Origin of the sequence: Vibrio sp. Y58_MX_L22 (assembly GCF_024181865.1) — a bacterium.
Lineage (GTDB): Bacteria > Pseudomonadota > Gammaproteobacteria > Enterobacterales > Vibrionaceae > Vibrio > Vibrio alginolyticus.
This window is the reverse complement of the sequence record NZ_JAMZAN010000011.1, coordinates 35,956-48,465: the sequence shown is the minus strand read 5'-3', so window position 1 is coordinate 48,465 and position 12,510 is coordinate 35,956. Positions and strand designations below refer to the sequence as shown.

General features: G+C 46.0%; 11 protein-coding genes. 9 read left to right on the top strand and 2 right to left on the bottom strand.

Annotation, left to right across the window (positions count from 1 at the left end; all coding sequences use genetic code 11):
• Positions 1-4: 4 nt before the first annotated feature.
• Positions 5-1,132 (bottom strand): tRNA epoxyqueuosine(34) reductase QueG, encoded by a 1,128-nt coding sequence (gene queG, locus NL626_RS19845; protein ID WP_253657668.1) that lies wholly within the window; start codon positions 1,130-1,132, stop codon positions 5-7.
• Positions 1,133-1,410: 278 nt separating this feature from the next.
• On the opposite strand from queG, the gene tsaE reads away from it, so the two are divergent.
• From tsaE to hflC, 8 genes are all read left to right on the top strand, one after another.
• On the top strand, positions 1,411-1,875 hold the full coding sequence (tsaE, locus tag NL626_RS19840) for a tRNA (adenosine(37)-N6)-threonylcarbamoyltransferase complex ATPase subunit type 1 TsaE (RefSeq protein ID WP_005381372.1): 465 nt from the start codon (positions 1,411-1,413) through the stop codon (positions 1,873-1,875).
• Entirely contained in the window at positions 1,869-3,578 is a 1,710-nt protein-coding gene (locus NL626_RS19835; protein WP_005381374.1) for an N-acetylmuramoyl-L-alanine amidase, read from the top strand. Before tsaE ends, NL626_RS19835 begins: the two co-directional genes overlap by 7 nt.
• A gap of 18 nt (positions 3,579-3,596) precedes the next feature.
• Positions 3,597-5,609, top strand: a complete 2,013-nt coding sequence (mutL, locus tag NL626_RS19830) for a DNA mismatch repair endonuclease MutL (protein ID WP_253657667.1) — start codon at positions 3,597-3,599, stop codon at positions 5,607-5,609.
• Positions 5,606-6,538, top strand: coding sequence for a tRNA (adenosine(37)-N6)-dimethylallyltransferase MiaA (gene miaA / locus NL626_RS19825; RefSeq protein ID WP_253657666.1), 933 nt, complete (start codon positions 5,606-5,608; stop codon positions 6,536-6,538). The genes mutL and miaA overlap by 4 nt, the downstream gene beginning before the upstream one ends.
• A gap of 194 nt (positions 6,539-6,732) precedes the next feature.
• A complete protein-coding gene (hfq, locus tag NL626_RS19820; RefSeq protein ID WP_005381379.1) occupies positions 6,733-6,996 on the top strand; it encodes an RNA chaperone Hfq in 264 nt (87 codons plus the stop codon).
• A 38-nt stretch (positions 6,997-7,034) separates the two neighbouring features.
• On the top strand, positions 7,035-8,324 hold the full coding sequence (gene hflX, locus NL626_RS19815; protein ID WP_005381380.1) for a ribosome rescue GTPase HflX: 1,290 nt from the start codon (positions 7,035-7,037) through the stop codon (positions 8,322-8,324).
• 45 nt (positions 8,325-8,369) lie between these two features.
• Positions 8,370-9,575, top strand: a complete 1,206-nt coding sequence (gene hflK / locus NL626_RS19810; RefSeq protein ID WP_017633728.1) for an FtsH protease activity modulator HflK — start codon at positions 8,370-8,372, stop codon at positions 9,573-9,575.
• 2 nt (positions 9,576-9,577) lie between these two features.
• Positions 9,578-10,558: a protease modulator HflC gene (hflC, locus tag NL626_RS19805; protein ID WP_005381382.1), complete on the top strand. Its 981-nt coding sequence runs from the start codon at positions 9,578-9,580 to the stop codon at positions 10,556-10,558.
• 63 nt (positions 10,559-10,621) lie between these two features.
• Here the strand turns inward: hflC and NL626_RS19800 are convergent, their stop codons facing one another.
• Entirely contained in the window at positions 10,622-10,807 is a 186-nt protein-coding gene (locus NL626_RS19800; RefSeq protein ID WP_005381383.1) for a DUF2065 domain-containing protein, read from the bottom strand.
• 172 nt (positions 10,808-10,979) lie between these two features.
• Here NL626_RS19800 and NL626_RS19795 point away from each other — a divergent pair, with 172 nt between their 5' ends.
• Positions 10,980-12,296 (top strand): adenylosuccinate synthase, encoded by a 1,317-nt coding sequence (locus tag NL626_RS19795; protein WP_005387946.1) that lies wholly within the window; start codon positions 10,980-10,982, stop codon positions 12,294-12,296.
• Positions 12,297-12,510 lie beyond the last annotated feature (214 nt).

The following is a 12,510-nucleotide window of genomic DNA, read 5'->3' as shown; positions in this document are numbered from 1 at the left end:
CGCTCTATGCGTCTCTCGGCAGTCCCTTCTCGACTATCCTTATTAAGCGTTGCTTTTTCGTCTCTATAGATGAATTACTCTCAGTGGGGAGTTGATTCAGTTGCTCTGTCAAAGCCCATTTAATGTGCTCATCAAGTAATTTATTTTCACCTTGCCGACTTTCCAGCGCATCTATGATTCGCTGACTATATTCTGCATTACCAAGTGCGACAGCGATGTTACGTAGCCACTGTATATGACCAATACGACGGATAGCGGAGCCTTCCATATTTTTTAGAAAGGTCACTTCATCCCAGTTAAACATGTCGACGAGGTCAGGGTTTTTGAAACTGTCACGACGGTGGAAATCATCTTGCTCCGTTATGTCGGCGTAGCGGTTCCATGGGCAAACCAATTGACAGTCGTCACAACCATAAATGCGGTTACCCATTGGCTTTCGAAACTCTTCAGGAATCACGCCATCGAACTCGATGGTGAGATAAGAGATACAACGCCTGGCATCGACAACTTTGTCTTCAATGATGGCTTGTGTTGGGCATGATGTAATGCATGCTTTGCATTTGCCGCACTGATCAACGCTTGGCTCATCTACGGGTAGTGGTAAGTCGATAAGTAGTTCACCTAAAAAGAACCACGATCCACAGTCTTGATCTAAAATCAGGGAATGTTTCCCGGTCCAACCTAAGCCCGCTTTTTGGGCGAGAGGTCGCTCTAATATTGGTGCGGAATCAACGAAAGGTCGGTAACCATATTGACCAACCTCTTGTTCAATAAGTTTGCCGAGCTTATTTAGCTGCTTTCTGACGAGCTTGTGATAATCACGCCCTAGTGCGTAGCGGCTAATATAGGCATGACTTTTATTCGCGAGGTTTGAAGCGAATTGAGCCTCTGGTGGCAGATAGTCCATCCGGACGCTGATAACACGAACGGTTCCCGGGAGTAGCTCATGGGGTCTAGCACGCATCATGCCGTGACGAGCCATCCAATCCATTGAGCCGTGATAGCCTGCATCAAGCCATTTTTGTAGTGCTGCTTCATGTTCACTCAGATCAACGTCGCAGATCCCAACTTTTTGGAAGCCGAGTTCTTTTCCCCAAACTTTGATTTGTTGTGCGAGTTGTTCGTAGTTCATGTTAACCACCGGAATAAAGGGGGGGGCGGATCTTAACGGATCTCTGGCTTTGGTGCTACCCAGTTAGGTACGTTTTTGATGTTATGAATACTGCTTATCGAAGTCATTTGCATATATTCTAAATCTAGGTCGATACTAAGATGATTAAGATACCGTTTATTGGATACTTTTTTCGCACATATGACATTTGAAAGCTTGTCTCTCAAAACCAACACGGTTTACTATTCCTGTTCTTTTGATTTTTATATAGTCAACGATCATTAGTTAGAGAAGCATCAATGAGCACGAAACAATTCAATTTAAAAGATGAGCATGAAACGGTTGCACTAGGCACCGCTCTGGCTCAGCTTTGTTCCCAGCAAACCACAATTTATCTGCATGGTGATTTGGGTGCAGGTAAAACAACCTTTAGTCGTGGTTTTGTCCGTGCTCTTGGTCATCAAGGTAACGTGAAAAGTCCAACTTATACTCTAGTCGAACCGTACCAGTTGGATCAGTGGCAAGTATATCACTTCGACCTTTATCGTCTTGCGGATCCTGAAGAGCTTGAGTTTATGGGGATTCGAGACTATTTCACAGACGATGCGATTTGCTTGGTTGAATGGCCTGAAAAAGGGCATGGCTTACTGCCACAACCGGATCTTGATGTAAACATTCGCTACCAAGGTGAGCAACGTGTAGCCGAACTAACAGCTAATAATGATTATGGTGTGCAGTTACTCAGTCGATTGGAGCTATGTTGAGTTTTTCAAATTTTAGAGTAGTGGCGACGTTTGTCGCCACTTTTCTCCTTCTCATCCCCAATTTAGCATTTGCTAACGTCGTTAAGAGTTTTCGAGTTTGGCCTTCACCTGATGAAACACGTGTTGTCATCGATTTAGGCTCGGAAGCTGACTATTCCTATTTCTCTTTATCAGGGCCGGATCGCCTTGTCGTGGATTTAAAAAGCACGACGATGCAGGCCAAACTGCCTGTTACTGTTACGGATAGCCCTGTTTTAAAACTGGTACGAAAAAGCTCGCCTCCAGAGAAGGGCACTTATCGTTTGGTGTTTGAACTAAAAAAGAGCGTTCAAGCGGAATTATTTAAATTAAGCCCAACACCAGGTGGGCAGTATGGTCACCGCTTGGTGATTGATTTACCGCACGGTAAGAAGGCATCGACCTCTAAACCGAGTAAGCCAGCGGCGGCCAGCAAAGACATGAGTTCAGTTCAACGAGCTCAAGAAGTGTTAATTGTTATCGATCCTGGTCACGGTGGGGAAGACCCTGGCTCTATTGGCCCTTCACGTCGTAAGTACGAGAAAGATGCGGTATTGAGTATCTCAAGAAAAATTGCTGCTCAGCTCGATGCGACTCCTGGTATTAAAACGCGCATGACTCGTACGGGAGATTATTTTGTAAACTTAAACCGTCGTGTCGCGATTGCTCGTGAAAATGATGCGCACTTGCTGATTTCCATTCACGCAGATGCGTTTACTTCACCGAAGCCTCGCGGTGGATCGGTCTTCGTACTAAATACTCGTCGTGCAAATACCGAAATTGCTCGTTGGGTCGAGAACCATGAGAAACAGTCTGAGTTATTGGGCGGCTCGGGTAATGCGTTCTTCACGAAGACAAAAGATCGTAACGTGAACCAAACTTTGTTGGACTTGCAGTTTAGTCATTCACAAAAAGAAGGCTATAAGTTGGCAACAGAAATCCTAGGTGAGATGGGACGTGTTGCGCACCTGCATAACACCAAACCGATCAACACCAGCCTTGCGGTTTTACGCTCTCCACAGATTCCGTCTGTGCTAGTGGAAACGGGCTTTATTTCTAACCCAACAGAAGAGCGTTTACTGTTTCAACGAGCGCACCAAGATAAGTTAGCTCAGGCTATCACTAAGGCGGTCGTCAAGTACTTAAAAGATAACCCACCAGAGGGTACGGTGTTCTCGCCTTCAGCGAAGCCAATGGTACATATTGTAAAGCGTGGCGAGTCATTATCGGTGATCGCGAACAAATATGGGCTTAGCTCTAAAGCGCTGATGTCGGCAAACAACTTGAAGTCGACAGGCTTGGCAATTGGTCAGAAGCTCAACATTCCTTCTGCTGGTACGATTAAAGTGCCAAGTAAACCGATTACTGTTGAGACAGAAACCATTACGCACAAGGTTAAGTCTGGTGAGTTCTTAGGTAAGATTGCGAATCACTATAAAGTGAAGGTTTCAGATATCCGCCGAGAGAATAACTTGAAGTCAGATACCTTGTGGGTAGGGCAAAAGTTGAAGATAACGGTCGCGGTAAAAGATAAACCGATTCGTAAGCACAAGGTTTCTCGGGGTGAGTTCCTTGGCAAAATAGCGTCCAAATACGGCGTTAGCGTATCGAGCATTCGTAAAGCGAATAACTTACGCTCTGATCAGCTAGCGGTTGGGCAAGTCCTGATCATTCCAAACAAGTAGGTGAGCTTCTAACTCATTATGATGATTAAAATTTTGCCAGCCAGACTTGCAAACCAAATCGCCGCAGGGGAAGTGGTCGAAAGACCTGCTTCTGTGATTAAAGAACTGGTTGAAAACAGTCTTGATTCTGGCGCAACTCGAATCGATATCGATATCGAGAAAGGAGGCGCAAAGCTGATTCGTGTTCGTGATAACGGAAAAGGTATCGCGAAAGATGAACTTGGCTTAGCGCTCAGTCGTCATGCGACATCTAAGATACATACCTTAGATGATCTCGAAGCCATTATGAGTCTAGGTTTTCGCGGTGAAGCGTTAGCCAGTATTAGCTCAGTCTCGCGTTTGACGCTCACGTCGCGTCCTGCGGCACAAGAAGAAGCCTGGAGTGCCTACTCCGAAGGGCGTGATATGCAGGTGAAGCTTAAGCCAGCAGCGCACCCGATTGGCACGACTGTTGAGGTGTTGGACTTATTTTTTAATACTCCAGCGCGTCGCAAGTTTCTTCGTACGGAGAAAACCGAATTTGCTCATATTGATGAGTTATTGAAACGTATTGCGTTAAGTCGCTTTGATGTCACCATCAATGTGCGTCATAACGGCAAGATCATCCGTCAATATCGCGCGGCGAAAAATCAGCTTCAAACCGAAAAGCGTATTGCTGCTGTCTGCGGTAATGCGTTTGTGCGGCATATGCTCAGAATCGAGCTTGAGCATCAAGGGTTAAAGCTACATGGGTGGATTACCACGCCAGAGGGAGCAAGGCAGCAAAGCGATTTACAATATTGCTATGTGAATGGCCGAATGATGCGTGACAAATTAATCAATCACGCGATTCGTCAAAGCTATGAAATGAGCTTAAAGCCAGATCAGTTTGCTGCGTATGTGCTCTTTATTGAGCTAGATCCGCACCAAGTAGATGTGAATGTTCACCCTGCTAAGCATGAAGTGCGTTTCCACCAAGCTCGTTTGGTGCATGATTTCATCTATCAAGCTTTGACGGATGCACTTGCGCAAAGCGCCGTGATTGATAAACCACAGGTGAATGAATCGGCATTTCATCGCGTGGAACCGACTGAGTCCGAAGAGATTGAGCATTCGCCAGAGCCTGAAAATGTACAAGAGCCAGCATCTTCACCAGTACCAGAGCGGGTTTATCAAGCGATAGAGAGTACACCGGCTTATCCTGGACGCAGTGATTATGAAGTGAAGCCTCGTAATAGCGGTCCTAGTGAAACCTCCGTGCGAGAGGCGCGCGTAGTGGAGTCATTCAAACGTAATGATTGGGTGGAATCCAAACCTGCACCAAAGCCAAGTCACAGTAAAGAGCGCCACGTAGAACCAGCGCCAACTAAACAAGAAGTACGCGCTTATCACGAGCTGTTGAAAACGCCAGAGTTTGAGGCTCAGGCAGTCACTCCAATAGCGCCCCAAACGATAACTTCGCACACATCAATGCCATCGATTACTGCATTGGGCAAAGCGCTGATGGTGGTCGATGAACAATTTGTTTTGATGAGCAGTGACAGTGGGGCGGCGTTAGTCTCGTTACCTAGAGCAGAATTTTATCGTGTAAAAGGCCAGCTTTCTCCAAGCGATGGTGCACTCAAGGCACAACCTCTGCTTGTTCCTCTATCTATTAAGTTAGAGGCCGAATTAGTGAGACTGGCCCAAGATTATCAACAAGATTTGGCATTGCTTGGTATTCAATTGAAAGCGAGAAACGAGCACGCCTTAATGGTGATGGGCGTCCCAGCTCCGCTGCGTCAACAAAACTTACAAAATTTAGTACCAGATCTGTTATCTTACGCGCAATCTTGTGTGAACGAAGGTATAGCAGCGGCTCAGATGCTGTCTGAGTTGATAGATTGGCTCGCATTACAGGTCACGACAGTGAAGAGTCACTATACTTTTTCTGAAGCCATTCAAATTATTGCGGAACTTGAACAGCTAAGACATGGTCAATTGCCATTAGAAGATACAAAATTCGTATCCGCTGTTGATTTCTCTGCCACGATAGCCAAATTAAAACCATGACAGATAAACTACCTTTGGCGCTATTTTTAATGGGGCCAACTGCATCAGGCAAAACTGAGCTGGCGATTCGTCTTCGTCAAAAATTTCCGATTGAGATCATCAGTGTTGATTCTGCTTTGATCTACAAAGGGATGGATATCGGTACGGCGAAACCGGATGAAAAAGAGTTAAGTTTGGCGCCTCATCGCTTGATAGATATTTTGGATCCAAGTGAATCTTACTCTGTCGCCGACTTTCGTCGAGATGCATTGAAAGCGATGGATGATATTGTTGCAGAAGGAAAAATTCCACTTCTTGTGGGTGGAACAATGCTGTATTACAAGGCGTTACTTGAAGGTTTATCACCACTTCCTGCTGCAAATCCTGAAATTCGTCAGCAAATTGAACAAGAGGCATTGACTAAAGGTTGGTCAGTGTTGCACGATGAACTCAAAGAGGTTGATCCTGTGTCAGCCGCGAGAATCCATCCCAATGATCCCCAACGTTTATCTCGGGCATTGGAAGTTTTTCGCATTTCAGGTAAAACTTTGACTGAATTGACTCAAACGAAAGGTGAAAGCCTACCATACCGAGTCAAGCAGTTTGCAATAGCTCCCAAGGATAGGGCAGAACTTCACCGTCGGATTGAACTCCGTTTCGAGAAGATGATGGAAGCGGGCTTTGAAGAAGAAATGAAAGCGTTACATTCGCGAAAAGATCTTTACCCCGATCTTCCTTCCATACGATGCGTCGGTTACCGACAGATGTGGGAGTATTTAGATGGGGAGTGTACACGTGACGAAGCGGTATTTCGTGGCGTATGCGCGACTCGTCAATTGGCCAAGCGTCAAATCACCTGGTTACGCAGCTGGGATGATTTAACTTGGTTGGATAGCGAGAACATTGAACAGGCATTAGAAACGATGTCGGAAGCAATAGCATCTGATTGACATAGCTGTGTATAATGTGATCGTTTTTGCGTGAACGCACTCTCAAAGGATCTGTTGTTGGCGGTTTTTATACTATGCTGCTAATTACTTAGAGTGCATTTTTGATTCGTTTAGCTCAGATGCAAAAGCCGTATCTTTTGCATTGCACCACTAGCTAAATAATTACAACTACAAATTAAATAAGGAAAATAAAAATGGCTAAGGGGCAATCTCTACAAGACCCATTTCTAAACGCGCTACGTCGTGAGCGTATCCCGGTATCTATCTACCTTGTGAATGGTATTAAACTACAAGGTCAGATCGAATCATTCGATCAATTTGTGATCCTGCTGAAGAATACTGTTAACCAAATGGTGTACAAGCACGCGATCTCAACAGTTGTGCCGGCTCGTCCAGTGAGCCATCACAGCGGTGAACGTCCACAAGGTGAGCGTCCACAAGAGAAATCAGAAGATTAATTCTTCATCGAGTATTTTTAAAATAAGGAGTTGATTGCTTGTTTGACCGTTATGAATCCGGTGAGCGAGCCGTACTTGTTCATATCAACTTCACGCAAGAAGGTGAATGGGAAGATCTGGCTGAGTTCGAAATGCTGGTTTCTTCTGCTGGGGTAGAGGCGCTACAAGTGGTAACTGGTAGTCGTCAATCCCCACACCCGAAATACTATGTCGGAGAGGGTAAGGCCCAAGAGATTGCTACAGCGGTACAATCAACGGGTGCCGAAATTGTGATTTTTAATCACGCCCTCTCTCCTGCCCAAGAACGTAACCTCGAAGCACTGTGCCAATGTCGAGTTCTCGACCGCACTGGTCTTATTCTCGATATCTTTGCTCAACGAGCTCGAACACACGAAGGTAAGCTACAGGTAGAGCTGGCTCAACTTCGTCATATCTCTACTCGTTTGATTCGTGGTTGGACGCACCTTGAAAGGCAGAAAGGTGGTATCGGTTTACGTGGCCCGGGTGAAACCCAGCTGGAAACCGACCGTCGCTTATTGCGTGACAGAATCAAAGCCATCCTGCGACGCTTAGACAAAGTAGCGAAGCAGCGTGAACAAGGGCGCCGCGCCCGAAATCGAGCTGAAATCCCAACGGTTTCACTTGTGGGTTACACCAACGCGGGTAAGTCGACACTCTTCAACCGTATTACAGAAGCTGGCGTGTACGCGGCTGATCAATTATTTGCTACTTTGGACCCGACTTTACGTAAGATAGAGTTAGCAGATGTTGGCCCTGCCATCTTGGCAGACACGGTTGGTTTTATTCGACATTTGCCACACGACTTGGTTGCGGCCTTCAAGGCAACCTTGCAGGAAACGCAAGAAGCTGACATTTTGTTACATGTTGTTGATGCCAGTGATGAGCGTTTTCGTGAGAATATTCAAGCTGTTCATGAAGTACTAGAAGAGATCGACGCGCATGAAGTGCCGACTCTGGTTGTCATGAACAAAATCGACAATCTAGATTCGCAGAAACCACGTATAGAACGAGACGAGGAAGGCGTACCTCGCGCAGTTTGGGTTTCAGCAATGGATGGGTTGGGCATTGATGTCCTGTTTGAGGCTCTGACGGAACGTCTGGCGTCACAAATGGTCGAGCATCAGTTGCGAATTCCTCCACAGTATCAAGGACGATTCCGTAGTACCTTCTTCCAAATGAAGTGTATTCAACGTGAGGAATATGACCAGGATGGTAACTTGTTGATCGATATTCGAATGCAGCAAGTAGATTGGTCTAGACTTGAAAAAAGAGAAGGGGCAGTTTTGACTGGCTTTATAGTCACTTAAAGGACTGCTACAGTATAACGTCATATCAAATGATGGAGCTTTCTAATGGCGTGGAATGAGCCTGGAAATAACAACGGCAACAATGGCCGCGATAATGACCCTTGGGGTAATAATAATCGTGGTGGCCAGCGTCCTGGTGGCCGAGATCAAGGTCCGCCAGATTTAGATGAAGTGTTCAACAAACTGAGTCAAAAGCTGGGCGGCAAGTTTGGTAAAAAAGGCGGCGGTGGTTCTCCAATCGGCGGCGGTGGTGGTAGTGCAATTGGCTTTGGCGTGATTGCTCTGATTGCTGTTGCAGTTTGGTTCTTCGCTGGTTTTTACACCATCGGTGAAGCAGAGCGTGGTGTTGTACTGCGTTTAGGTAAATACGATCGTATCGTAGACCCAGGTCTTAACTGGCGTCCTCGCTTTATTGATGAGTACGAAGCGGTAAACGTACAAGCGATTCGTTCACTACGTGCATCTGGTCTAATGCTGACCAAAGATGAAAACGTTGTAACAGTTGCGATGGATGTGCAGTACCGAGTGACTGACCCATACAAATACTTGTACCGTGTAACCAATGCAGACGACAGCTTGCGTCAAGCAACGGATTCTGCACTACGTGCAGTAATTGGTGACTCATTGATGGATAGCATTCTAACCAGTGGTCGTCAGCAAATTCGTCAAACTACGCAAGAAACACTTAACCAAATCATTGATAGCTATGATATGGGTCTGGTACTTGTTGATGTGAACTTCCAGTCTGCTCGTCCACCAGAGCAAGTGAAAGATGCGTTTGATGATGCAATCGCAGCACGTGAGGATGAAGAGCGTTTCATTCGTGAAGCTGAAGCATACAAGAACGAAATCTTGCCTAAGGCAACGGGTCGTGCAGAGCGTTTGAAGAAAGAAGCACAAGGTTACAATGAGCGTGTCACTAACGAGGCTCTTGGTCAGGTAGCACAGTTCGAAAAACTACTACCAGAATACCAAGCAGCGCCTGGTGTAACGCGTGATCGTCTGTACATCGACGCAATGGAAGAGGTGTACTCAAGCACTTCGAAAGTGTTGATTGACTCGGAATCAAGCGGCAATCTTCTTTACCTTCCAATCGATAAGTTGGCGGGACAAGAGGGCAAAGCAGATACCAAACGTAAATCGAAGTCATCTTCAACCTATGATCAAATTCAACTTGAGTCTGATCGTACACAAGAAGACACTTCGAACACGCAGTCTCGTTCAACAGGTTCACGTCAAGGGAGATACTAAGAATGCGTAAGTTAATGATCCCTGTACTGGTAATCGCACTGGCATTAATGTTGATGTCTTTGTTTGTGATTCCTGAAGGTGAGCGCGGTATCGTGGTTCGATTTGGTCGTGTCTTGAAAGACAATAACGACATCACTCGAATTTACGAGCCTGGTCTGCATTTCAAGATGCCTTTGTTTGACCGTGTGAAACAACTTGATGCACGTATCCAAACAATGGATGGTCGTGCCGACCGTTTCGTAACGTCCGAGAAAAAAGACGTTATCATTGATACCTACGTGAAGTGGCGTATTGAAGATTTTGGTCGCTACTACCTCGCGACTGGCGGTGGTAACTCGCTAACGGCAGAGGCACTACTTGAGCGTAAAGTGACGGACGTGCTTCGTTCTGAAATCGGTGCTCGTGAAATCAAACAGATCGTATCTGGTCCACGTAACGATGATGTGCTACCAGAAGACGCAAGTGCTGATGTTGTCGCAACTGAAGCGGCTCGTGAAGCGCTTGAGATTGATGGTGAACGCGACCTAATCATGTCTGAAGTATTGAAGGACACGCGTGAAAGCGCAATGAAAGACTTGGGTGTTCGTGTCGTTGATTTCCGAATGAAGAAAATCAACCTGCCTGATGAAATCAGTGAGTCTATCTACCGTCGTATGCGTGCGGAGCGTGAGTCCGTTGCTCGTAAGCACCGTTCTCAAGGTCGTGAAAAAGCGGAAGTTATTCGTGCTCAAGCAGAACTAGAAGTAGCAACTATTCTAGCTGAAGCTGATAAAACTGCGCGTGTGACACGAGGTGAAGCGGATGCTGAAGCTGCGAAGATTTATGCTGAAGCGTACAACAAAGACCCTGAGTTCTTTAGCTTCCTACGCTCGCTACGTGCGTATGAGAAGTCCTTCAGCTCTAAGAGCGATATTCTGGTGCTTGATCCGAAGAGTGAGTTCTTCCAATACATGAACCAGTCGAAGGGCAGCATGGAGAAATAATCTCCGCGTCTCATTGAAATAAAAGGCTCCTTAGGGAGCCTTTTTTGTATCTGATGCTAAGTGCTAGCTCATCATGATGGCGATGACGGCTCCAGCAACTACTAGGCAGCCACCGATGCGTCGTAGCTGATTGTTGGGTTGTTCACTTAATTGAGCCACCATATTCCGCCAACCGTTAGGAGCAATCAGTGGCCCAATGCCTTCCACGATCAAGACGAGCCCAATCGCCAACCATATGGATTCAGACATAGCGCTTTCCAGTCGAATAGAGAAAGCTAAATACTATCAGTGATATGCTGATTTCAAAATGAACAAAGCGGCAAGATGACATTCTGGTAGCAACTCTGTGAACAAAAAATGACTGCAAGAAGCGTGATTCGGTGCTAGAATCCATTTTTAACTAGCAATCAGACTTGGAAAGATGGGAAATAACGTAGTCGTTCTAGGCACCCAATGGGGTGACGAAGGTAAAGGTAAAATCGTAGACCTTTTAACTGAAGATGCAAAATACGTGGTACGCTACCAAGGCGGTCACAACGCAGGTCACACTCTCGTAATTGACGGTGAAAAAACCGTTCTTCACTTAATTCCATCAGGTATCCTTCGCGATAACGTAAAATGTGTTATCGGTAACGGTGTTGTACTATCACCTGAAGCTCTACTTAAAGAAATGAAGCCTCTTGAAGAGCGCGGTATTCCAGTACGCGAGCGTCTTTTCATTTCTGAAGCATGTCCGCTAATTCTTCCTTACCACGTTGCAATGGACCAAGCTCGCGAAATCGCTCGCGGTAAAAAAGCTATCGGTACTACTGGTCGTGGTATCGGTCCAGCATACGAAGATAAAGTTGCTCGTCGCGGTCTACGCGTTGGCGACCTATTCGATATGGCGACTTTCGCAGAGAAGCTAAAAGAAGTCATGGAGTTCCATAACTTCCAACTAGTTAACTTCTACAAAGCGGAGCCAGTAAGCTACGAAGAAGTACTTGAGCAAGCTAAAGGCTACGCTGAACTACTAACGTCAATGGTTATCGACGTAACTGACGAACTAGACGCAGCACGTAAGCGCGGCGACAAGATCATGTTCGAAGGTGCACAAGGTACACTACTTGATATCGACCACGGTACTTACCCGTACGTAACGTCTTCTAACACGACTGCTGGTGGTGTTGCTGCAGGTTCTGGTTTTGGTCCTCGTCACATCGGTTACATCTTGGGTATCGCAAAAGCGTACTGTACTCGCGTTGGTGCTGGTCCATTCCCGACTGAACTATACGACGGTTTAGATAAGCAAGATCCAATTGGTAAGCACTTAGGTGAAGTTGGCCACGAGTTCGGTGCGACAACTGGTCGTCTACGTCGTACAGGTTGGTTCGATGCTGTTGCTATGCGTCGTGCAATCCAAATCAACTCTGTATCTGGTTTCTGTCTAACTAAACTAGACGTACTAGATGGTCTAGAAGAGTTAAAAATCTGTACTGGTTACAAGATGGAAGATGGCTCTGTGCTAGAAGTTTCTCCGATGGCTGCTGAAGCATTCGAAAAAGCAACGCCAATCTACGAAACAATGCCTGGTTGGTCTGAGAACACATTTGGTGCTAAGTCACTAGATGCTCTACCACAAGCAGCTCTTAACTACATCAAGCGTATTGAAGAGCTAACTGGCGTTCCAGTAGACATCATCTCTACAGGTCCTGACCGTAACGAAACTATCATCAAAGTTCACCCATTCGAAGCTTAATTGATAGCCGTTAAAGATTGCAAAAGCCGACCTTCTGGTCGGCTTTTTTGTATCTGAACAAAAACAGCGTGACTCTCATATGGCAAGCTTTTGCCGCTGAGCCTAAATCAGAGGCAAAAATTGTCTAAAGCTTAGCTGTTTTTTGCCGATAAGGTTATCAAGCAGAGGAGATCCTTCACCGATCTTTGGTTTCTTAGATACCTTAAGGGTACGT